This is a genomic window from Lancefieldella rimae ATCC 49626, from assembly GCF_000174015.1.
Classification (GTDB): domain Bacteria; phylum Actinomycetota; class Coriobacteriia; order Coriobacteriales; family Atopobiaceae; genus Lancefieldella; species Lancefieldella rimae.
Map to the genome: position 1 here is coordinate 1 of NZ_ACFE01000002.1, position 23,169 is coordinate 23,169.

The window sequence follows — 23,169 nt, forward strand, 5'->3', positions numbered from 1 at the left end:
CATTGGGTAGGTTTTGAGGGGTGGGTGGAGGGGTTTTGAGAGGGTGTGTTGGGTGGAGTTTGGGTGGGTTGGGTGTTTACGCTTCGTTGCGCACAATCTCACAAGCGGCGTCTAAAAACTTGTCACGTTGTGTTTCCGTCGGCGCCTCCGCATATACGCGCACAAGAGCATCCGTTCTTGACGGACGTATCAAAACCCATGAGTCATCCGCAAACTGCAAGCGCAATCCGTCTGCATGGCTCACTGAAACAGGAGTAGATCCTGCGACGTCAACGGGATTAAGCCCTGGAAGAATATTGCGAAACGCCTGCGTAGCCGCGGAGTCAAGACGAACACCCCGTCTCATATAGCACATGCGACCAAGCTCTGCCGTATCTTCCGCCACAAGCTCGGCAATACTCCGCCCACTTTTTGCCGCAAGCTCAACCATATATAGACCGGCAAGAAGCCCGTCACGCTCCAAAAGATGCTGAGGAAAGCAAAGCCCTCCGTATTCCTCAGCGGCAAGCAAAACGTTCCCAGCTTCAATCTCACTGTAGATTCGCGCAAACCCAACCGGAACAGACACCGTCTCAAGTCCCCAGCGCTCTGCCTGTCGAGAAATACTTGCGGAGCAGGTAATAGTAGAAACTACACGGCCCGTCTCGCCACGAAATGCTACAAGATGCTTGATCATAAGAGGAACAAACTCATGTGGAGTTAAAAGATGTCCTGATGAATCGACAATAGCGGCTCTGTCGCCGTCACCATCAAACAAAATACCAAGATCCGCGCCGACTTCTTGCACTACATTTGAACACTCATCCGCCCACGGATCGGCAGGCTGTGGGTGGATGCCCCCAAAATCATTCTGCGGCCCAGCATGAATCTCCTTGACGCTGCATCCGAGTCTGCGCAAAAGCTCCGCGAAATAGCCAGAAGCTGCTCCGTACATGGGATCAACAACCACGCGCAGATGGGCTTCACCTATAGCCTGGCTATCAATATCCGCAAAAAGCGCATCAAGATAGGGAGTCATCAAATCAATACTTTGATACGATCCTCTGTCCTTTGTAGGTACAAGCGGGATTTGCTGCTCAACAACTTCCAAAATGTTGCGATCAATGGGGCCGCCATTATAATCGCGCACAATAATGCCGTTATACTCACACGAGAGCTCCGTTGCGGTAACGATGACACCGCCCACGGCATCGTCTGAAGCCGCACAGGCAAAACCAACTGCCGGCGTCGGACAAAAACGATCGGATAGTTTTACCTCAAGCCCATGTGCTGCAAGAACTTGCGCTACAAGCTTTGCGTACTCAGAAGAATTGACTCGCGTATCATATCCCACGATAACCGTGGCACCTGGTTGTTCATCAGCCCATACACGACCAAGAGCGTCACTTAATCTAATAACGTTTTCTTGAGTAAAGCCCTTATCATAGCGAGCTTGCCAACCATCGCTGGAAAAACGGAGTATGTCAGTGTTTTTATCCAAGATTCTCAGCGGCTTTGCCGAGCGCCTCCTTAAAGGCCTCTACCTGAGTTGCGTCGGACAATGCCATACGGGCATTGGTGGCTGCCCATGCAACAGGGGTTCCGGTATCGCAGCCTTCAAGGGGATCGATTACCAGCGCATACATCTCTTCTTCAGCAAGCAAGCGCTCCATAGCATCGGTGAGCTGGATTTCGTTTCCTGCGCCCGGTCCTTGCGTGGCGAGAAGATCCATGATTTTTGGAGAAAGAAGATATCTGCCTACGATAAACAGGTGTGATGGTGCATCTTCAGGCTTTGGCTTCTCAACAAGGCCGGTAACACGCCACACAGCTCCCTCTTCTTCATCCCCGCCAACCTCGGCTGTATTGATGCAATCTCCAGCAATGATGCCGTAACGATAGGTCTGATCTGCGGGAACCGGAGCAACCGCAATAACGGATGCACCGCCGTGTGCTTGAGAGACCTCGGCCATACGAATACACATTTGTCGATCGGGGACAAAATAATCACCTAAGAGAACAAAAAACGGCTCATCACCGACTCCCTCGGAAGCACACAACACGGCATGTCCAAGGCCACGTGGATTATCTTGATAGACAAAAGACACCGGAAGCACCGAGGCTTCATGCACTTTTTTTGCAAGGCCATCCTTACCACACGCTACAAGGGTATCCTCAAGGTTTGTATCGACAGAAAAATAGTGCTCTATCTGTGGTTTTTCTCGCGAGTTTACAATGATAACGCCATCAACATCAGCTGGTTCAAGCGCTTCTTCAACAACATATTGAATGACGGGCTTATCAAGAACGGGGAGAAGTTCCTTAGGCATTGACTTAGTTGCAGGCAGGAAGCGTGTACCGAGTCCTGCTGCTGGAATGATTGCCTTCATTGTATCCCTTCCCAATGACTCACATATCAGACTACGCCAACACCATACCCCAAATTTCCCGCTTCAGTCACAGTGAGGCCTCAGCAAATCGCCAACGGTCTGATTTAGCCGCTCTACGCAATATCGCCTCTAAAATATACATCTCACCGTAAAAAATAGCAGGTAACCAAGGGCTACCAAACAGACCGCAAAACATTACCTTTCTTAGGTAGGCATTGCTCCTATGGATATTACTTCTCGTCGATGGTGATCCCACGATTCTCAAGAAATGCAATAAGCTTTGTCATTGTACCCAAAGAAAGCGTGTGCTCCATAAGGCACGCTTCCCTATCAGCTGTGTCCTTGTCAACGTGCAAATCATATTCAAGAAACGTTCTTAAAGCACGATGCGCCCGCCATACTTGACGTGCGGTTTCTTCTCCATCTGAAGTCAGCGTTACGCGCCCGTAACGACTCTGCTCAACCATACCCTGTTCTTTAAGGAGAGAAAGAGCCTTATTTACGCTTGCTTTGGACACATCCAGCGACTCAGCGATATCGACCGAACGGACACTTCTGTCATTTTCAGGCTGGTCTAGCGAAATGCGATAGATTGCCTCCAGGTAATCTTCCCCCGCTTTACTTAGGGTGTGATCAGGAAGTATTGTGTCATTAGCCATACCGTCCTCCAACAACATGCTCGATATATCAAAGGAAATTTGAAACCCGCTCTTTGACCATCATACCCAAATTAGGGAAAATTTGCTCAAGCCACTGCGGATACCACTCAAGAACCTTACACTTTCGACAACCCCACGTACGCAAAAGTCTTACGCACGCAAAACTCTACTGAAGGATATCTTCGCTGTTTACGGTAACAGGATTATCGGTATGCTCTGTGGAAGTCGAACGTTCAGAATGGGTCTTTTGAGTCTCTTCTTCAGACGAAGATCCTCCTTCCTTAGCCTCTTTGTCAGCTTCAGCATCAGTCTTATCGTTAAGCTTTGAGGGATCTTTTCCTTGATCGATCAGCTTCATCATCTCTGCCAACGCATCATCGTCAGCTATCACGTAAGATTGATCGCCTATCGTTTCAGGTGTTGATGGGACATACGCGGTATAAATGCCGGACTCCGCATTGAGACCAACCATCTGTGAGGCCAGCGAGATTGCATCTGATACAGAAAGATCGGTCACTACCATATCGGCAACAGAGTTGATAATAGATGCAATTTTCACCGGGTCTCCCGAAGAAAGAATCTGAGATAGGAGCGCTTTAATGAATGTCCGCTGGTGGCGCATGCGGGTATAGTCACTGTCTACAAATGCGTACCGACATCTTGTATAGAAAAGTGCCTGCTCACCATTTAGTGTTTGTCTTCCCGCATAGAGTTCAGTGACTCCACTGAAATTCTCGGTATCGCGCATATACTGGTCAACATCAACGGTCACGCCACCAACTGCGTTTGTAATGCCCGCTAGACCATCAAAATTAACCTCAGCATAATGAGAAATTTTGACTCCACAGAGTTCATTGACAATCTGCACCATACCTGCAGCACCATCATAAAAATGCACCGCATTGATCTTCATTTGTGAGCCCTTCCACGTAACATAGGTATCACGCGGAATAGAAAGAAGCGTCACTCGTTTTTGAACAGGATCAACGCGCGCAAGGATAATCGAATCCGCTCGATATTCCGTCTCTCCAGGACGACCGTCGGTTCCCAACAACAAAACATAGTATGGATCTGAATTAACAGACTGCTCTTTGAGGGAACTCCGGAGATCATCGTTAATAACCCGTGGGTTGTTGAGGCGGATCTGGATGCTTACCGTCCATAGTACTGCTGCAACAACCGTCATAACCACTATCGAGAGTAGTGTTGTCAGGAGAGCTCTCTTTGCAATGCTCCTTCGCGCGGTTTTTTTACGCCTCTGCTGATAATCACCTGCTGATACCCGGCTGAATCGGGATACGCCGCGTACTTCAGCGGCATTCTTTTTGGGAGTTTTATCAGCTCGTGAGCTCATAGAGCCTACTCTCCGAAGAGATCTTCTTCATCAGGAACCGTTGTACGTTTTGCATGCGCACCAAGTGAGACGAGTTTCTCGACAAAGCCTTCATAGCCTCGGTCAATGTGATGGATGGCGGAAACTGTTGTCTCACCTTCGGCCACAAGACCCGCCATCACAAGTGCCGCACCGCCGCGAAGATCCGGCGACTTTACCTGCGTTCCTTCAAATCCATCAACACCACGAACAATGGCATGATGGCCTTCGATAGTGATATCGGCTCCCATACGCTGCAGCTCGGAGGCAAGCATAAAGCGGCTCTCAAACACGTTTTCCGTAATGATGCAACTTCCCTCTGAAAGTGCAAGGAGTGCCATGGTCTGCGCCTGCATATCGGTAGGAAAGCCCGGGAATGGAAGCGTTTGTATATCAATGGCTTTCAGCGGTTTTTGACGAGAAGCACATGCCCACCGAGAACCGTATTCAATGTTAATGCCCATCTGCTCGTACTTTTTGAGCACCAAGCCTAGGTGTTTGGGATCAAATCCATTAACCCGTATGGGGTCTCCGATAAGAGCGCCAATGGCGAGAAATGTTCCCGCCTCAATGCGATCTCCCACAACTGCATGCTCACAGGGATGCAGCTCCGTAACCCCATGGATTTCGATCACGGGAGTTCCGGCCCCGATAATATGGGCACCCATCTCGTTTAAGAGGTTAGCAAGATCAACAATCTCAGGCTCACGCGCTGCATTATCGATAACCGTTGTACCTTTTGCAAAAACGGATGCCATCATCAAGTTTTCCGTGGCTCCCACTGAGGCGAAGGCGAGAGAAACCGTCTCGCCCACAATACCGTTTGGTGCAGAAGCATGAATGTTTCCGTGCGCGACTTTAAAGGTAACCCCTAAGGCTTCAAGGCCGAGAATGTGCATATCAATCTTGCGGGCACCAATATTGCAGCCACCCGGCATGGCTACGATAGCTTTGCCAAAGCGTGAAATCAGTGGCCCCAACACGGCAGTCGAAGCTCGCATTTGAGCCACAAGACTGTAGGGTGTCTCCCAGCTATTGATATCTGCGGTATCAATTTTTAACGTATGCTTATCAACAACTTCAATGCGAGCGCCGAGGGTCTTTAGAACCTTACCCATTACGTGCACGTCAGCAATATCCGGAACATTGGTAAGCGTCGTTACCCCAGGCGCCATAATCGTTGCCGCCATAAGTTTCAAGGCAGAATTCTTTGCGCCCTCAACCGTTACTTGTCCCGTAACAGTATGACCGCCCTCAATCTGTATGACGTCCATAAGCCTCCGAATGCGCCGACACAATCCTACTTAGCAGTGCGTCCTGAATCTTCAAGAACTTGCTTTAAAAGAAGATTACACCACTTAATCTTGTTCTCATAGTAGGTACGTCGATTGTCCTTCTCGTCAAAATCGTTCATTTTATCAATAGCCGCATCACGTGTTTCACGGACCACGTCCACATCGATATCATCCGAGCGCCGAGCATGGTCGGCAAGAATAATGACACCGGAAGGATCGATCTCAGCATATCCACCCGAGATGACAACCTTTTGTATGGACACCTCACCGTTGGGCTGATTGATGCTAAGGCGTACAACCCCATCGCCGAGTGCAACGATCTCAGGCTCATGGCCGGGCCAAACACCCAGCTCGCCATCAATGGTTGCAAGGATGAGGCTTGCAACATTTCCCTCATACAACAGGCGATCAGGTCGCACAAACTGACAAGTCAACTCAGCCATGATAACCCTTAGTTTTGAGAGCCGTCAGAAGCAGCCATCTCTGCCGCACGAGCACGTACATCATCAATGGTGCCCGCAAAACGGAAGGCCTGTTCCGGCAGGTCATCGCATTTGCCGTCAATAATCTCAGCAAAGGAGCGGACGGTCTGCTCGACTGTACAATACGTACCGGGATTGCCCGTAAACTTCTCCGCTACATGGAACGACTGAGAAAGGAACTGCTGAATCTTACGGGCACGCGCAACGGTCTTTTGCTGCTCTTCCGAAAGCTCATCCATACCCAAAATTGCGATGATGTCCTGAAGATCCGAGTACTCCTGCAGGGTCTCCTGGACTGCCATGGCAACGCGATAGTGCTCTTCGCCCACAATCGAAGGATCAAGCGCGGAGCTTGAACTTGCAAGAGGATCAACTGCCGGATAAATTCCCAGCTCAGTAATGGAACGGGAAAGAACGGTTGTTGCATCCAAGTGCGTAAAGGTTGTTGCCGGAGCAGGGTCAGTAAGGTCGTCTGCAGGAACGTAGACTGCCTGTACGGACGTAATGGATCCCTCTTTTGTAGAGGTGATGCGCTCCTGGAGTTCACCCATCTCGGTAGCAAGGGTTGGCTGATAGCCAACGGCCGAAGGCATACGGCCGAGAAGAGCCGAGACCTCGGAACCCGCCTGAGAGAAGCGGAAAATATTGTCGATAAAGAGAAGAACGTCCTGGCCCTGATCACGGAAGTACTCAGCGGTGGTCAAACCCGCCAGAGCAACACGCATACGAGCTCCAGGTGGTTCGTTCATCTGACCGTACACGAGGCAAGTCTTCTCAATAACTCCCGATTCGGTCATCTCAAGATAGAGGTCAGTACCCTCACGAGTACGCTCGCCAACACCGGTAAAGACTGAAGTTCCACCATGCTGCTGGGCAAGGTTGTTAATGAGCTCCTGAATAAGAACGGTTTTGCCGACACCTGCGCCACCAAAAAGTCCCGTCTTGCCACCACGAACGTATGGCTCCAAAAGGTCAATGGCTTTGATGCCCGTTTCAAAAACCTCGGTCTGTGTGGTAAGTTCCTCAAACGCCGGTGCCGGATGGTGGATGGGGTAATACTCCACATCATCAGGAATGGGTTTACCGTCTACCGGCTGACCCATAACATTCCAAACGCGGCCAAGTGTCGAAGAACCCACCGGCATCATCATGGACTCGCCGGTATCAACGACACGAAGGTTGCGCTGGAGGCCATCGGTTGACGACATGGCAACGGTACGCACGACACCGCCAGGAAGCTGCGACTCAACTTCAAGAACCGTGCTCACATGACCGACCGGCGTATCGTCTTCGACTTTGAGCGCGTTGTAGATGCTTGGAACGTCGCCCTCAAACTTCACGTCAACAACAGGTCCAACCACGCGGACAATAACACCGTCCTTTACGCGGCGCGTGTGCTTGTTAAGGAAGGCTTCCTCGAGAGCAGAACTCGCGGTCTGTTTTTCTGACATTTACTTATCCTCCAATGCTGCAGCACCACCGATAATCTCGTTAAGCTCAGTGGTGATTGCGCCCTGGCGTTCACGATTATAGGTCCGGCTCAGTGAACTCAAAACTCCTTCTGCATTATCCGTTGCAGACTGCATGGCCCGTCGGCGTGCACCATGCTCGGCTGCCGCAGAATCGAGAAGCGCGTGATAAATGACCGTCCGTATATAGGCGGGCATCAAATAAGAAAGCACTTCTCCCGCAGAAGGGGTAAACAGATAGCTGGGATGTGCAATGCGCTCGACTGACGAAAGAGCTTCATTGTCACGAGGCCTGTTTGGCATGGTCAGTTCTTCTTCAGAAACCGGAAGAAGCTGTTCCGATACCTGCATCTGATCGACACGATTCTTGGCATGCCAGTAACGAATAATAACTCGATCAATACGCCCTGCCGCATACCCGTCCATAATGTATGACGCAATACGATCGGCTTCATCAGGCGTTGGTTCAGAAGAAATGCCTACGAATGACATCACGGGGTTGATGTTACGAAACGCAAAGTACTCGGTTGGCTTGCGCCCGCAGGTAATAACCGAAGATGAAATACCTTTTGCCTTCAGCTTTTCCATATCACGCTCGGTTTGACGCTCAAGCAAGATATTAAAACCTCCGGCAAGCCCGCGATCGGATGCCACCACGAGGTACAAAACATGCTTAACCTCAGTATGCGTATTCAGCAGCGGCTGTGTGGAATCAAATCCTGCACTTGCAACATTTGCCAACATACGCGTAATGGCTTCTTTATACGGCATGGCTTCTTCAGCTCTATCAAGCGCTCTGCGGACACGCGCAGTCGAAATCATCGACATCGTACGCGTAATCTGCATGGTGCTCTTAATAGAGCTCATACGCCTTTGTATTTCGTGAAGGTTAGCCATTCCTCATTACTCCTGCTTGGAACCTTGCTGATCTGCCGTAAGGTCACTCGGGTTTTCTGCGTTGGCAAGCACGTCTTCCACAACCTTATTGGGATGTTCGTCAAGGAACTTCTCCTTGAAATGCTTGATGTGCAAACGCAGACGATCCGCTGCCTTATCGGAAATCTTTCCGTCCATGATGCTGTTACGGAGCTTTGGATGACGCTCAGCCATATAGACCGCAAGATCATCACGAAATGCGCCCACGTGATCGAGATCAATGTCATCAAGGAAGTCTTCTTTGGCTGCAAAGATGGCAATAACCTGATCGCGCACGTCAAGAGCTGAATAGCGTTGCTGTTTCAGGAGCTCCATCGTATGGGCACCATGATTAAGCTGGTACTGCGTCGTTGCGTCCAAATCGGAGCCAAACTGAGAGAACGCCTGTTTCTCACGATAGCTTGCAAGATCCAGACGAAGCGTACCGGCAACCTGCTTCATTGCTTTAATCTGTGCATCTCCGCCAACGCGAGAGACGGAAATACCAACATCGACTGCAGGACGTTGTCCCTGGAAGAAGAGATTGGATTGCAGATAAATCTGGCCGTCCGTAATGGAAATAACGTTGGTCGGAATGTATGCCGAAACGTCGCCTTCCTGTGTCTCAATGATGGGGAGTGCGGTAAGAGAACCGGCACCGTTGGCATCGGAGAGCTTACACGCACGCTCCAAAAGACGAGAGTGCAGATAGAAGATGTCGCCAGGATATGCCTCACGTCCTGGTGGACGGTGAAGTGTCAACGACATCTGACGGTACGCCACCGCCTGCTTGGAAAGATCGTCGTAGACGACAAGAACGTGTCCTCCGGGATGCTTCTCATCCGCGGGGTTGCCTTCCTTGTCGTTATACATAAAGTACTCTCCAATGGCAGCGCCGGCCATCGGAGCAATATACTGCATAGGGGCCGAATCTGCTGCGGTAGCTGCAACGATAACGGTCTTATTCAAAACTCCATGGCGTGCAAGGGATTCCTTGATTGCCGCAACCGTAGATGCCTTCTGGCCGATAGCTACGTAAATACAAACCATATCGGTCTTTGCCTGATTGACAATGGCGTCAATCGCGATGGCGGTTTTTCCCGTTTTGCGGTCACCAATGATCAGCTCTCGCTGACCGCGCCCGATAGGAACCATTGCATCAATCGCGAGAAGACCCGTTTGAACGGGCTGATTTACCGGCTGGCGCTCCATAATGCCAGGAGCCTTAAACTCAACGGGACGGCGATGTGTCGTGTGGATAGGACCCAGTCCGTCAATAGGCTGACCGAGGGAGTTAACAACGCGCCCGAGCATGTCGTGGTCAACGGGAATGTCCATGACATGGCCGGTTGTACGACATTCGTCTCCTTCTCTAATGTCAGAGACGTCACCAAACAAAACGGCGCCGACTTCGGTCTCATCCAAGTTTTGTGCGAGGCCATATACCGTGTGACCTGTCGAAGAGCTGGTAAATTGCAGCAACTCACCGGCCATGGCGGTTCGAAGACCAGCAACACGAGCAATGCCGTCTGCAACCTCAGTTACGACGGAAACCTCTTGCTGATCAACCATAGAATTGACCTCAGAGAGACGCTTACGCAGAAGCTCGATAATAGAGTCTGAGTTCAGTGTCCCTTCCTCAATTGTGGTCTTTTCTTCAGTCATTACATTTCGCTTTCAACGGTATTTAATGAGAGCTTGTTTTTGATATAGGTAAGCTGGGCTCGAACAGAGGCATCATAGCGATGCCCACGTGTCTCAACCACAATGCCACCAAGAATGGAAGGATCCACCCTCTCAACAAGATAAATTGAAGCGCCAAACTGCAAGCCGAGCGTGTCTTTTATCTTTGAACGAAGTTTATCGTCAAGAGGCACTGTCGTTGTTACAACCACCGTAATGGTGGTGTCTTCAGCATCGAGAAGCTCTTTGAACTGGTCGGCGACATCCTCAATCAAACCAAAGTCTTCATTTGCCTGCATTGCGCCAAGCGTCTCAAGTACTTCAGGGGAAAACTTACGCGCATGTTGCCACTGTATGAGATCGGCATTGAGACGACCTTCAGCGCGAGCAGCTTCTATAAGCGCCCGTGTATAGCCCTCAAGCCGCTTTTCCTGTTCACGCTTATTTGCGCTCATCAGGCTTACCTACTTCCGCAAGATACTTCTCCGCAAGACGGCGCTGCTGGGCTTCATCAAGTTCATTGCCAATAATCTTTCCGGCAATCTCAACCGAAAGATCCACAACAGAGCTGGAAAGATCCGTGAGACACCGGCGCCTCTCTGAATCAACGGCGCTGTGACCCTTAGCAATAATGTCTGACGCCTCTTTTTTTGCCTGCTCAATAATATGAGCACGTTCTTCTTCACCCTCACGCTTAGCGGCAGATACAATCTCATCTGCTTTGCGACGAGCCTCATCAATGCTAGCAGCGGCAGCCTTTTGATCTTCTGCCGCTTTAATATGCGAATTCTCTGCCGCGTCAAGATCTTCCTGGATTTTTTCCTGGCGGCTTTCCATCATTTTAAGGATGGAAGGCCATGCAAACTTACCAAGAACAAACCAAATAATCAAAAACGCGATAAGCGCAGGAATAAATTCAGCCGGCTTAGGGAGAAGAAGATCAGCCCCACTCGGCGACTCAGCAAGCGCGACAGAGGGAGCAAGTGTCATGAATGTTACAGCGGCCACTCCGGCAACTGCGGCAGTCTTCACTCCCTTTCGTATCGTGTTCATGCGTTCCTCCAACGTACGTAATCTCATTCGATAGGCTTACTGAGCAATCAGCGTTGCAACGAAGCCGATCAATGCCAGAGCCTCGACGAATGCAGATCCCAAGATAAAGACTGTAAAAAGACGACCCTGCATCTCAGGCTGACGAGCCATTCCCGAAGTTGCGCCGTAGGCAGCAAGCCCAATACCTACGCCGGCACCCAAAACACCAAGACCGTAACCGATAACGCCCACAATTCCTCCTTTTTACTCACCCGAAGGTGATTTAAACGCTGCATATTTCAGGCGGATATACCCGCTTAAAACCACTCTAATCAACCAACACGTTACTATTCATTTTCTACCAGCTGAATGTAGACCGATGAAAGCAATGTAAAGACATATGCCTGAATAACACCAACGAGAAGCTCAACGGCATAAATCACAATGAGTATCAGGAGCCAAAATACAGATGCTCCTGCCTGACCCAACACGGCCAGCGAAACTCCCTGCAAAAGAGGGGTAAAGAAGAGGGACGTAAGTATTGCAAAAACTCCCATAACAACGTGACCCGCAAGCATATTGCAGAACAGTCGGACTGCAAGGGTAATAAGGCGAAGAAACGTTGAGAAGAGCTCAATCAGCCACACCATGGCACCCATGGCAGGATTAACACCTTCCGGTGCAAGACTCTTAAGGTATCCAATCGGGCCCATACGCTTTACACCCACGGCAATAAAGTACACAAACGAGCAAAGAGCTAACGCTGCAGTTACTCCGATGGTGCCGGTACCGGGATGGCAACCCGGGATAATGCCGACAATGTTGTTTGCAAGGATAAAAAGAAAAAGAGCTGCAAGAAACGGGAAGTGTTTCTTCCAGGTATCACCTAGAAGTCCCTTGACCATATCGTCACGAATAAACTCTACAAGATATTCAATGGAGTTGACAAAAATACCTTGTGGAACCAAAGACTTCTTTTGCTTTTTTGCAAAGACAAAAATGACAATGAGTAGCAATGCAAGCGCTACGCACATCCAAAAGATGTAATTGGTAAAACCAAATGTCGTATTGCCAAAAATAGGATGTGTCATAAAGCTGTCAAGCAGCTCATCCATCTTTCCCGGCAACTGAGATAGCGGATTCACTTATCTCTTCCTTCCCAACACAATGGCTCTGAGACCCTTGTGATACTCGTACATACCACACATAATGTTTCTCCTGTGCGTTATATCGTATACCACATATGCCTTTTTATATAGCAATTATGCGACATCGGGCGATGTTAGCACTACTAGATAGCTGGCTTCCAATGAAATAAACTAATTTTTAAACTTCGTTCAAAAATTCACAATATCTTCACACTTATAATTGACGGTTACGTAAGTCTCTTTATTCAGCAAATCAAATGAAGAAATCTTGATGTTTTGGCAAAGCAATACCTTTGACTCGCGCTTGTCTTTCGCTCATAAGGTTATTACTCTGCCTTTATGTCTGCTCAAGATTCTGCTTGTAGTTTTCATTTATGAGCTCATATACTTTGCGCGCACGACGAGCTTGTAAAGAATCACTGCCCGCATGGACAACATAGAGGGTTAAAGCTTCTCTGGCGTCGTAGTAAGCACGACCAAAATCTCCTCGTCGCAAATATTCACAAAGAGCTCGATTAAAAAGATTGGTCGCACGGTGCTCTACATGCGCCGTCGTTCCAATAATCGCACAGACGCGATCGTGTAATTCAATGGCCTCGTCATAGCGGCCTTGATTTTGACGAAGCAAAGCAAAATCGCTAAGAACCCTTGCATATAAAGGATGCTTCATTCCAACCGTAGCATCATAAATTTGAGTCGCCATGATGAATGCGTACTCTGCTTGGCAAAAATTACCCATTAGACGATAAGTTTCCCCAAGATTGCAAAGTGTAGCTGCCAATTCAGGATCAATACACTTTATAGGTGCAGCCTTTACCGGAGGGCAAGTTATATGGTCAGTATCCATACAGCTATCCTCTTCTTGAAAAATCGGTATAGCATTCATCTGAATCTCGGCAGCACAAAGAAAATCATTGGCCGCCTCATCCAAAAGCCCAGCATCCCTCTCAATACTTCCTAGTCTATTAAGAGCACTGACAAATTCTAGGCTCTTCTCACCATACTCTCCAGCAATCTCACGAAGCTTTTGTCTAATGAGAGAAATCGCGATATTGGTATCTTTATTATCTGCATTCGATCCAAAAATCTTATCAATCTCAACTAATACATCATTTTTACCGTCCACAGTTTTCTCTCCAATCTCTCACGACAATGAAAGCCCTATAGAGACACTCCAAGATGGTTAGCTTCAGATGCACTTGAAAAACCAAGTTCACGCGCCACACCGTGATAGGTCTGGACATTTGGATTAAAACCGACGTCCCAACACTGAACAACAAACTCAAAGTATGCATGAAGAGTTTCAGCAGAATATGTCATAAGTTCAGCTCGAAGACGCACTTCATACGACGGATCCCTTTGTGTATCCTCTTCCACGATAAGAGGTCCCATCCGCTTTGTAAAAATCGGAAATTGCATCCTGGCACGCGTTTCCCAAATCAAAGCAATTTTTACAATAAAGTCAACATACTTTTTAAACTCCAAAGACTTTATCGGAAAACGGTACCGGTGACTCACTTCTTTCGAACAGCCATATACATATACAAAGCGCTCAATAAAGAGTGACGTGTGATATGTCTTCGCTCTTTCAAGATCCGCACAATATGACTCAAGGACTTCAAGGCTCCAAGTCATAAGTTGAGGCTCTCTCATCCGTGTAAAAAATGAATTCAGATTGCAGCCAATATAAGGAGGAGACCATTCTTTAACAGCATAAGAAAAATCCTCGTATTCGTAATTCCTGATAGTTTTAACAAGGTCAAGCGAAGCCATACGTACCGTCCCTCACACAACGGGCGTAGGGGAAACCCTTTCCCCTACGCACAGATAAAGCTTAGAGTGCGGAAGGAATTGTCTGCTGCTCCCGATAATGTGCTTGCGTCTCTTGATCAAGAGTTGGAACTTTGACTTCTTTTGGAAGAAGCAAAGCCATTAACGCAGAAAGAATAAATCCGCAGAGAGCAAAAATAACGGATGCAGTGTAGTTGCCAGTTACATCAGCCAAAAAACCACCCATAAAGGAGCCGGTCGCCGGTCCCACAAACATAACGATAAGCGTAGCAAATCCCCATACTTTGCCAAAGTACTTATTACCGAAGACCGATCCCGCATATCCAGCGCATCCGCCCGGCTCGACCGCCCAATAACAAGCAAACAGTACACAGCAAAGCGCACCAAGCCACAACTGGTCAGCCTTCATCATGAGGAGAAGAACACATCCTATAGCGCCGACAATAGGGCCGGCAATGAGCACGATTCGGCGCGCCTCCGGTTCGTTTCCCCTTGATTTTACAAGACGATCTGCAACCTTACCCAAAAGTGGCATCGTAAAGATTCCACAAACGCCGATAATAATGTACATATTGGAAGCAGTACCCAGATCCATGCTCAGATTTACCGTCCAGTATTTAACGATTTGAGACCAAATAAGAAATTCGCCGAGCATTGCAAAAAGAAATGCAAAAATATCACACCACATAGCACGGGTATGAAATGCTTCAGCAACCGTAAAGTCATGAGCTTTCACGGCTTTCTTTTGTGGAAGTTTACCAAACGGTTCAAGGCCAAGATCGTTGGGATTACGCTGCGCAACAAGTGCTGATACCGAAAGAAGAGCAAGAAAGACAAAGCCCATGATTAACATGACAGTACGCCATGCAGACGCATTTTGGGCTAAGAACGGCTTCATAAAAAGCGTAAGTAATACTTGAGCGATAGGAGCTCCGGCAAAAGCGATGCCCCACGCTGTAGAGTAGCGATCTCCTACAAACCATTTGCGACATGAGGTAGTTGAGGACACCCACAGCATGCCGGTACCAATACCCGCAAAGACACCATAGGTAAAGAAGTAGAGATAGATATTATCAATAAATGAAGTGGCTACCATACCAAGGCAGCAAAACACAGCACCAGCAAAATACACTGGTCGACAACCGCTCTTATCAACGATTTTGCCTGCAAAGAAAGCTGTTACCGCATATACCATCATCATCAGAGAATAGCCGAGAGATAGTTGAGATCCGGTCCATCCGAGATCTTTACCCATAGGAACTTGAAGGATGGAAAATGTTGAGCGAAAACCAAAAAGACAGAAACACGCAAGGAAGGCTGCCAACACCACCTTACGCGAGGTTGATTTAGCATCTTTCATAAGATGTCCCCAATCATTACACATTACAACATATAAAGGCACCCCGGAAACCCACGAGAGTTCCCGGGGCGCCGTCCTTGGAGGGAAAATCAGTGTGCGTTATGCTTCAATGGGTTCCTTTGCCATTTCAAACGCCTCGCAGTTTCGGGCACCGTTTTCGGCAAACGCCCAATACTCGGTTGTAAATCCGCTACATATCCCCATGTTTCTCTCGGTTTCTTTGTAATGTGCGCAAAATTTGCACTTGTGAGCAGGAACAAAGTCAGCAGCAGCAATTTCGTCGTCGCCCATTACCACAACATCACCGTGAGCGTGGTCAATACCCTTTACAACGTCAATGGGAATATAAAAATCGCAATCGCGATACTTGCACATAGGAGTCTCCTTTCAATTACCTGAAGTTAGATGGATTCATACTCAGTACGGGCAATTACCTCGTCCTGAATCGGCTTGCCGATCTCAACCCAATATTGCGTGAATCCTGCAACACGAATGAGAAGCGTGCGGTAATTCTCGGGATTGGCCTGTGCCTTTTTAAGTATGCGAGAGTCAATAATGTTGTACTGGATATGGAAGCCGCCCTTACGCATGTATGCACGAGTAAGGTCCATCAGTTTCCTTGAGCCCTCAATGCCTTTTGCAGCACTCGGATGAAGCTTGAGATTCATTTGACTGTTCTGTGACATGGAATGATCCCAGCCGGTCGCAGACTCAAAAAGTGCATATTGGCCATGGGTGTCCGTACCTGGATAGGCAGACATCGAAGCATCAGCAAAAGTGGTGCCTTGAAGACGTCCATCGGCAGTAGCAGCGGTAACTGCACCCTCGGGGCCGTGAGTAGATACAGACATCTGACAGACGTAATATGGCTCGCCGTAAAGATTCTCAATAGTTGCCGGTAAATCGTTGCAGAACCATTGCTCCCAGTCATAGAGCATCTGATCCACATATGGATCGTCATTGCCATACTTTGGAGCACGCAAACAATCCGCATGAATCTCATCGTAGCGACCGTCGTCATCCGCACGCTTTTCTTGATCTTTCAGAGATTCGGAGCCAACTTCCTTGGAAGTTTTGTAGCCGAAGTTGTTATCAAGTGCATCCTTGAGCTGTTCAAGCGTATACTTCTTGTCTTCGTACACGAGCTTTTTGATAGCCGCCATGGAGTTAATCTGATTACATGTTCCACAACACTCAATATTAAACGTTGAGTTATAACGATAGCCCTTATGCGCAATACCGAGGCCTTTTTCGAGACAATTCGGTTTAAGAAGGGAATTAACCATGGACGGGGTAAACTTGCGCCAGACATCATGCTGGATATTCATGCACTTATTCAGGACTTCACAAGCCTTCTGGTAGTATGCTTTGTACTGCTCATCCAGCTCTTCAAACGTCTCGAATGATTTATCGTGCGGCGGGAAGACCTGAAGTCCCGTGCGCTTATCAAAACCATTATTCAGCGCAAGCTCAAGAATCTTTGGATTGTTCAGGAAGTGAATACCAACTGAGGTTGGCTGTGCAGATCCGCCAGGAATCCAGTAAAGCTTGCCGTTTAGATGAAGAGGCATCCAAGTACCAGGAGAAGTTTCAAGACAGCCGCCAACTGACCAAGCGCGAGCCTCTTGGACTGTCATCCCCTCGTGGGCATACTGGTTTAACAAAAATTCCATGGCTATGCGGTTATTCATAATTGCAGGATAACCAGCACCTGTCTTGACGCATTCCATACATTTCATAACGAACTCTTCAGGGTTCGTCTCGTCATACAGCAGTGAGAGCGTTGGCTGAGTGGTTTGGCAATTAATTCCTGCGTCGAGCATGATCATCTCAAGCCGGTTTGCCGCAGACTTGCCGTCGCGATCAACACCACCGATACAAACATTATTAAACGTGTTGCCCGAAAGGACTCCGCCAACGACACCGGTGCAAGCAAAAGCATCGATACAGGTCATTTTAACGCGGTAAAGCTCCTGCCACTCTTCAACCTCTTCCTCGGTAAGAATGCCATTTTCAATATCCTGCTCAAAGTAAGGATAAAGGACCTGTCCGATACGACCTGGAGAAAGACCGGACATTGCGTCTTCATTGAGCTCTGCCAAATGCAAAAGATAAATGGTTTGGAAAGCATCCTTAAATGTCTTTGGTTTCTCATGTGCTAACCGATGCAAGCGATCGGAAATTTCCCTCAGTTCAGCAATCTCGGCCTCATCAGTAGTAATCGAAATGAGACGATCAGCCTCTTTTCCGTAATTGTCAAACCACTTGGAAAGGCCCTGAACCAATAGGCCCATAGCAGTGTAATAGTACAGCCTATCCATACCAGCAATACCGTCACCACCGGGTTCACCAGCTACCTCACCAGCACGTTTTTTACAAATATCAATGAGCTCATCAAATCCGTGTTCAAGTACGAAATAATAATTCATGACTTCGCGGCCCTGAGGAATGGTGAAGCCGGAGTCAAAGTTACTAACAACGGACTTCATGATGTTCTCTTTGATTTTGTACTCGGGAACCATTTGCTCGTACTTACGAGCAACATCTTCAACAGATTTACCGGCCCAAGAATACGCAAGGCGATGCATCGCAGGAACGTTTTCAAGGCGAACGCCATACTTACCACCGACAGAAACAACATTTCCGAAACTCTGTGTAACGTTACCGCCACCCGCTCCAAAGTGAGAGACCTCTGCGCTGGATTCGGCTCCCGTATCAAGGGCTGCCTTGTACAAATCAGAGTCCTTGTCCATAAAGAAACTCTCCGTCAGCCAAGGCAACGGAGCAGAACCACGATAAAATCCCGCTTTTGCTCCTACAAGCTGCTCATGCGGCCAAATCGGCGTATCAAGGTGTTCAAATACGCTCTTCAGAGCATAACCACGCCGCATGATAGGAACTTCGCCTTCGTGCTCGACTGCTGCACGGGAGTACCAATAGGACTCCTGAATATCCAGCGAAGAGAGCGTATCGAAGTAGATATCGCGGAGGTAGTTAGCTCGTGGGGTTGGCTCCCTTTTGATCTCTCGATCAGTGATTTCAGCCGGCGCCTCTCCATTCGCATGACTTTCAAGAGAAAGTCCACGTTCAGCGAGAACTTCACTCAGCTTCATCGGTTGAAGTGTTGTCATCTCCAAGCCTCCCTTAAAACATCAGTGGCAGACTCCCTTAGCCTGCCCGTTGGGATAATTTTTAGGGAGAATGCTTTGCATGACATGGGGCGAAATGTCTAATAAAAAGTTGTATCTTTTTCTGAGGGATATACGACTTTGAGACTACGAGTCCTAAAAGTCGTATATAGCCGTTTTGAAATAAGCAAATAGATAGGTCTTCTGCTGTACATATCCAAAAAACCTTTTCCCGATAATGCTTTTTAAATCTTTCAGAAAGTATCGTTGGGGAGGGTATATGAGAAGGAGTTTGTCTGCTCCCATAGCGCACGACAAAAAAGACCTTAAGGGACGCATTTTTGATATTCAGTCGTTCAGCGTTCATGATGGGCCTGGCTGCCGAACCCTCATCTTTATGTCAGGCTGTCCTTTGCGCTGCTCTTGGTGCTGCAACCCGGAAAGTTTTTATAATCGTCAAGGCAAGCTTTATATGAGTTCAAAGTGTATCAATACGGCAAGCAAACCCTGTACCCGATGTATGAAGGCGTGTCCCCACGGAGCGGTACATGATAATTCACAGGATCCCGATCACCCAATGAAATTTGATTGGGAGCTTTGCCATACTTGTACAACACTTGAGTGCATCAACGCATGCTTTGACGATGCATTAGTGAGAATCTCAAAGGAATATACCGTCGAAGAAATAATGTACATCCTTGAGCGGGACCGTCATTATTGGTCAGGAAACGGAGGTGTAACCTTCTCCGGCGGCGATCCCATGTTTCAACCGGAATTCCTTGAAGCGGTCCTCGCGCGCTGTGATGAACTGTATATCCATAAGGCAATCGAAACAGAGGCTCTTGCCGATACCTCTATATATCTACGCATCATGCGCTATATGGATTTTGCTTTTAACGACTTAAAATGCATGGATTCCGAACTCCACCGTACCTATACGGGAGTTGGAAATGAACGTATCCTCAATAATATCCGTGCCTTCGCAAGCTCTGGGAATCATACGCGACTCATCCTTCGCGCTCCTGTCATTCCTGGTTTCAATGACTCTGAAGAAAACTTCTCTAGAGTCGCTGACTTTATGAACGAAATCGGCCTTGATGAGTTCAATCTCTTACCATTCCACCGTCTCGGTGTATCAAAATGGGAAGAACTCAGCATGGAATACGCATTTAAAAATGAGCAGCCGACTTCTCCTCATACGTTAGCTAAGCTTCAGAAGGTTCTTCTCGATAGAAATATCAAATGCTACCTAGGAAGCAATACGCCATTTTAATGTTGTCATACACCTTGGTTAAAAACGCGATTCATAAAGGAATCTGCAGTAATAACGCGATTGAGCACATCCACCTCGTCAGAGTTTATTGTCTCAATCTCATACAAAGCTGAGATAGCTTCCATAGGCGTTTGGCCGGAAAGCAAATATGAACAAAGCAGCAACATAAGCGCTGTAATGCCATCAGTGGTATGAGTACTCTTGGCATCCAGATGAAAATTTCCGTGACCGTATTCAAAAAGCTTTTTGAACTCAATCCAAATGCTGGTTCCAGCCCACGTCTCATTAAGATGTTCAAGCACCTCTGCAATAGAACCGTATGTTGCAATTAGGTCAAGGGTGTAGTTGATCATTTCATGTACAATAGCTCGCTGCTCCTCCACAATTCCGCTTTCCTTGGAAAGGATTCCAGCCCATCGGAGGATATCAGACTTTCGTAAACTTCCTGTATCGGTAGTAATAAAGTCATCTATCTCTCTCGACGCACAATACTCTTTATCGGCAATTCTCAAAAAGTCCTCGGCAGGAACACTCCTTTTATACCGTCGGCGCCCATTGACCAGCAACGAAAGAACATAGTGAAGGCGATCAAACTTTACAGGTTCAAAGGTAAAAATATTGGCACCCGCTCTAAAAGCTGCCAAGCGCAGTTCTGCAGAATCTCTCAAGGCATGAATCACAATGGGATATGCAAGAAAATCATACTTGAGGCGAACCAAGCGGCAAGCTTCAAAACCATTCATATCCTGAAGCTCCAATGAAAAGACAAGTACATCAACCGTGTTCTTCTCTATGATTCTCAGCGCTTCCTCTCCGCGATAGCAAAGAACAACATCATAGCCATAATGTGAGAGCTCTTGTCTAAAGCTGTTTCTCGCATCAGGATCAACACATACGAATAAAATACGCGGGGTACGCACTTACATCACCTCTAGTTCTGAATGCCCGTCGGTATCCATTGCGGAAGAATACTCACAGATAAGCTGTACACGATTGCGAACGCCAAGTTTTGAAAAAATATTGCTTAAATGCGTTTTGATAGTTTTCTCGCTTACATACAGCTTACTTGCAATCTGGGCGTTTGACATACCACAACAAACCAACGAGGCGACTTCGTTCTCACGACGAGTTAGTTGACTTGAAATGGTTTGATCAGACGCAGGTTCAACCGCAGAAAGTCTAGGTGTACTATCAAGATGGATATCAAGCAAATGGCAGATAATCACAAGCATAGAAAGGGCATCAGTGAATGCCTTGTGGGTAAGAATGGGCAAGTCGAACTTAGCGTGAAGTTGCTTGGCATGAGGCGAATCCGCATACGTAAATCCGGGACAATGCCAGAATCCCATGAGATTCCCATTAAAATACACGGGAGCTACAAAACTTGAAATACCAAAATCGCAGCACTTCACTAATGGTTCAAAGCTATGAGTCTCATCATAGTGAGCCACGACATTTTCCATATTGATTCGGTTAACCCCACTGCAATCATGATTAACACTTGTCTTGACAAAATCACAAAAGAATAGCTTTTTTGAAGGAATAAGCAAGGGATTGCCTCTGCGATCAATAAGATGGATGGGGATGCATGTATCCCTTGCAAAACAATCCTGATAGTCTTGGAGAGCCCCTCTACCAACCATCTGGACCCATTCTGATGGTTGTATGTTATGCAACACATTAGAAATCACTACACCCGCCCCCAATCTTATTCCGTCTGTATTCAACTACATATATGTATCAAAAGTTTTGCACTATTTGTATATTTTCCTATAGATTTCTAATTGTTAATCACATAAAAAAGTACCCAATCGGTGATTTGTTCATTGATTTTTTACACCGACCTACAAATCACCGAAATACAAGCAAATATGCCGTGAGATATTTTATACCTCACGGCAGCCTTTTCCGTTTACCGATTGCTAAAATTTTAGTCCTTATCGTTGTTGCTCTACAAGCTTCTACTTTGTACCGTAAATTCTATCCCCCGCATCACCAAGACCCGGAAGAATATAGGCGCTTTCATTAAGTTGGCGATCCACCGTACAGGTATACAGACGTACCTCAGGGTCAAAATCGAGAACAGCCTTAACGCCCTCGGGGCACGACACGATGGTAAGGCACCGAATGTCCTTCACGCCCGCCTCACGCAAAAATTGAATGGCGGCAGTCAACGATCCGCCCGTTGCCAGCATAGGATCTACAACGAGGCAGGTACGATTCTCAACATCGGGCGGAAACTTGCAGTAATACTGATGAGGCTCATGTGTTTCCGGATCGCGATACATTCCCACGTGTCCCACGCGAGCTGAAGGCACCAACTCAAGCACACCATCAACCATACCCAAACCGGCACGCAAGATTGGAATGATGGCGACCTTTTTACCCGCAATGCGCTTTGCGGTCATTTTCTCTAGCGGCGTTTCTACTTCAACGTCTTCCAGAGGGAAATCGCGCATTGCCTCATAGGACTCAAGAATTGCCAGCTCATTGACAAGCTCTCGAAACTGCTTGGTGGTTGTCAGTTTATCGCGCAGTATGTGAAGTTTATGCTGCACCAGCGGATGATCCATTACATACAGGCGTGACTCATCGTAATCTGCCATTTGTGTTCCTCTCAACGTTTCGTATCTAGTCCGTAAAATTCAAAAATCCCATAAAGAACTCGTTTGCTACGGTAGTCCATATGGCTCACTTTATATGAGCCCTTATACTCCTTCAAAAGCCGGATTGTCTTCTCTCATGATTTTGACGACACGACCCGCATGGCGGCCGCCACCGAACTCCTGTGTCAAAAAGACTTTTACGATTTCTTTATTTACTTCCACATCAACAAATCGTCCCGACAATCCAATGACATTTGCATTATTGTGTTCGCGAGCAAGCTGGGCAAATTGAGGCGTCTGAACGGGTGTTGCGCGAATACCGGCAACCTTATCCGCCGTCATGGCAATGCCAAGACCGGTTCCACAAATCAATACGCCACGATCTGCTCCGCCTGCAGCTACATATCGAGCCACTTTGTCAGCATAATCGGGATAATCAACCCTGTCGTCATTTTCGGGACCAAAATCAATTACTTCGTGGCCAAGCGACTCAATATACTCGGCAATGGGAGCTTTCTGGATAAATCCCGCATGATCAGATGCAATAGCTACACGCATACAGCCTCCTTCGTATCTCCTATAAAGAG

The 23,169-nt window shown here is 47.7% G+C and carries 23 protein-coding genes; 1 reads left to right on the forward strand and 22 read right to left on the reverse strand.

Annotation, left to right across the window (positions count from 1 at the left end; all coding sequences use genetic code 11):
• Positions 1–76: 76 nt before the first annotated feature.
• From ATORI0001_RS02665 to hpdB, 18 genes are all read right to left on the reverse strand, one after another.
• The gene (locus ATORI0001_RS02665; RefSeq protein ID WP_003149181.1) at positions 77–1,480 is read right to left on the reverse strand and encodes a phosphohexomutase domain-containing protein; all 1,404 of its coding nucleotides are present in this window, start codon (positions 1,478–1,480) and stop codon (positions 77–79) included.
• Positions 1,473–2,369, reverse strand: coding sequence for a UTP--glucose-1-phosphate uridylyltransferase (locus tag ATORI0001_RS02670; protein WP_003148916.1), 897 nt, complete (start codon positions 2,367–2,369; stop codon positions 1,473–1,475). Before ATORI0001_RS02670 ends, ATORI0001_RS02665 begins: the two co-directional genes overlap by 8 nt.
• Before the next feature lie 230 nt (positions 2,370–2,599).
• Entirely contained in the window at positions 2,600–3,028 is a 429-nt protein-coding gene (locus tag ATORI0001_RS02675; protein ID WP_003149608.1) for a metal-dependent transcriptional regulator, read from the reverse strand.
• Positions 3,029–3,194: 166 nt separating this feature from the next.
• The gene (locus tag ATORI0001_RS02680) at positions 3,195–4,382 is read right to left on the reverse strand and encodes an LCP family protein (protein WP_003148985.1); all 1,188 of its coding nucleotides are present in this window, start codon (positions 4,380–4,382) and stop codon (positions 3,195–3,197) included.
• Positions 4,383–4,387: 5 nt separating this feature from the next.
• Positions 4,388–5,674, reverse strand: a complete 1,287-nt coding sequence (gene murA, locus ATORI0001_RS02685; protein WP_003149610.1) for a UDP-N-acetylglucosamine 1-carboxyvinyltransferase — start codon at positions 5,672–5,674, stop codon at positions 4,388–4,390.
• A gap of 26 nt (positions 5,675–5,700) precedes the next feature.
• Positions 5,701–6,138 (reverse strand): ATP synthase F1 subunit epsilon, encoded by a 438-nt coding sequence (atpC, locus tag ATORI0001_RS02690; RefSeq protein WP_003148995.1) that lies wholly within the window; start codon positions 6,136–6,138, stop codon positions 5,701–5,703.
• A gap of 8 nt (positions 6,139–6,146) precedes the next feature.
• Complete coding sequence (gene atpD / locus ATORI0001_RS02695) at positions 6,147–7,628, reverse strand: F0F1 ATP synthase subunit beta (RefSeq protein ID WP_003149252.1); 1,482 nt, start codon at positions 7,626–7,628, stop codon at positions 6,147–6,149.
• Complete coding sequence (gene atpG, locus ATORI0001_RS02700; RefSeq protein ID WP_003149345.1) at positions 7,629–8,543, reverse strand: ATP synthase F1 subunit gamma; 915 nt, start codon at positions 8,541–8,543, stop codon at positions 7,629–7,631.
• Between the two features lie 6 nt (positions 8,544–8,549).
• Positions 8,550–10,226, reverse strand: a complete 1,677-nt coding sequence (atpA, locus tag ATORI0001_RS02705) for a F0F1 ATP synthase subunit alpha (protein WP_003149166.1) — start codon at positions 10,224–10,226, stop codon at positions 8,550–8,552.
• Positions 10,226–10,699 (reverse strand): F0F1 ATP synthase subunit delta, encoded by a 474-nt coding sequence (locus tag ATORI0001_RS02710; RefSeq protein WP_003148934.1) that lies wholly within the window; start codon positions 10,697–10,699, stop codon positions 10,226–10,228. Before ATORI0001_RS02710 ends, atpA begins: the two co-directional genes overlap by 1 nt.
• Positions 10,686–11,297, reverse strand: a complete 612-nt coding sequence (atpF, locus tag ATORI0001_RS02715; RefSeq protein ID WP_003149510.1) for a F0F1 ATP synthase subunit B — start codon at positions 11,295–11,297, stop codon at positions 10,686–10,688. Before atpF ends, ATORI0001_RS02710 begins: the two co-directional genes overlap by 14 nt.
• A gap of 36 nt (positions 11,298–11,333) precedes the next feature.
• A complete protein-coding gene (gene atpE, locus ATORI0001_RS02720) occupies positions 11,334–11,528 on the reverse strand; it encodes an ATP synthase F0 subunit C (protein ID WP_003149591.1) in 195 nt (64 codons plus the stop codon).
• A gap of 95 nt (positions 11,529–11,623) precedes the next feature.
• Complete coding sequence (atpB, locus tag ATORI0001_RS02725) at positions 11,624–12,421, reverse strand: F0F1 ATP synthase subunit A (protein ID WP_003149395.1); 798 nt, start codon at positions 12,419–12,421, stop codon at positions 11,624–11,626.
• Between the two features lie 340 nt (positions 12,422–12,761).
• Positions 12,762–13,550 carry a tetratricopeptide repeat protein gene (locus ATORI0001_RS02730; RefSeq protein ID WP_003149160.1) on the reverse strand — a complete coding sequence of 263 codons (789 nt, stop codon included), beginning with the start codon at positions 13,548–13,550 and terminating at the stop codon, positions 12,762–12,764.
• 35 nt (positions 13,551–13,585) lie between these two features.
• Positions 13,586–14,197 carry a DUF4125 family protein gene (locus tag ATORI0001_RS02735; protein ID WP_003148937.1) on the reverse strand — a complete coding sequence of 204 codons (612 nt, stop codon included), beginning with the start codon at positions 14,195–14,197 and terminating at the stop codon, positions 13,586–13,588.
• A gap of 61 nt (positions 14,198–14,258) precedes the next feature.
• Positions 14,259–15,575: an MFS transporter gene (locus ATORI0001_RS02740; RefSeq protein WP_003149095.1), complete on the reverse strand. Its 1,317-nt coding sequence runs from the start codon at positions 15,573–15,575 to the stop codon at positions 14,259–14,261.
• A 99-nt stretch (positions 15,576–15,674) separates the two neighbouring features.
• Positions 15,675–15,950, reverse strand: a complete 276-nt coding sequence (gene hpdC / locus ATORI0001_RS02745; RefSeq protein ID WP_003149499.1) for a 4-hydroxyphenylacetate decarboxylase small subunit — start codon at positions 15,948–15,950, stop codon at positions 15,675–15,677.
• Between the two features lie 26 nt (positions 15,951–15,976).
• The gene (hpdB, locus tag ATORI0001_RS02750; RefSeq protein ID WP_040324494.1) at positions 15,977–18,706 is read right to left on the reverse strand and encodes a 4-hydroxyphenylacetate decarboxylase large subunit; all 2,730 of its coding nucleotides are present in this window, start codon (positions 18,704–18,706) and stop codon (positions 15,977–15,979) included.
• A 277-nt stretch (positions 18,707–18,983) separates the two neighbouring features.
• On the opposite strand from hpdB, the gene hpdA reads away from it, so the two are divergent.
• Positions 18,984–19,976, forward strand: a complete 993-nt coding sequence (gene hpdA / locus ATORI0001_RS02755; RefSeq protein ID WP_003149386.1) for a 4-hydroxyphenylacetate decarboxylase activase — start codon at positions 18,984–18,986, stop codon at positions 19,974–19,976.
• 5 nt (positions 19,977–19,981) lie between these two features.
• Here hpdA and ATORI0001_RS02760 read toward each other — a convergent pair whose 3' ends face one another.
• The 4 genes from ATORI0001_RS02760 to rpiB all read right to left on the reverse strand — a co-directional run bounded on the left by ATORI0001_RS02760 (position 19,982) and on the right by rpiB (position 23,140).
• A complete protein-coding gene (locus ATORI0001_RS02760) occupies positions 19,982–20,896 on the reverse strand; it encodes a response regulator (protein WP_003149010.1) in 915 nt (304 codons plus the stop codon).
• The gene (locus ATORI0001_RS02765; RefSeq protein ID WP_003149678.1) at positions 20,897–21,619 is read right to left on the reverse strand and encodes a LuxR family transcriptional regulator; all 723 of its coding nucleotides are present in this window, start codon (positions 21,617–21,619) and stop codon (positions 20,897–20,899) included. It abuts the gene before it with no gap.
• Positions 21,620–21,937: 318 nt separating this feature from the next.
• On the reverse strand, positions 21,938–22,582 hold the full coding sequence (upp, locus tag ATORI0001_RS02770; protein WP_003149582.1) for a uracil phosphoribosyltransferase: 645 nt from the start codon (positions 22,580–22,582) through the stop codon (positions 21,938–21,940).
• Positions 22,583–22,684: 102 nt separating this feature from the next.
• A complete protein-coding gene (gene rpiB, locus ATORI0001_RS02775; RefSeq protein ID WP_003149393.1) occupies positions 22,685–23,140 on the reverse strand; it encodes a ribose 5-phosphate isomerase B in 456 nt (151 codons plus the stop codon).
• Positions 23,141–23,169: the final 29 nt, after the last annotated feature.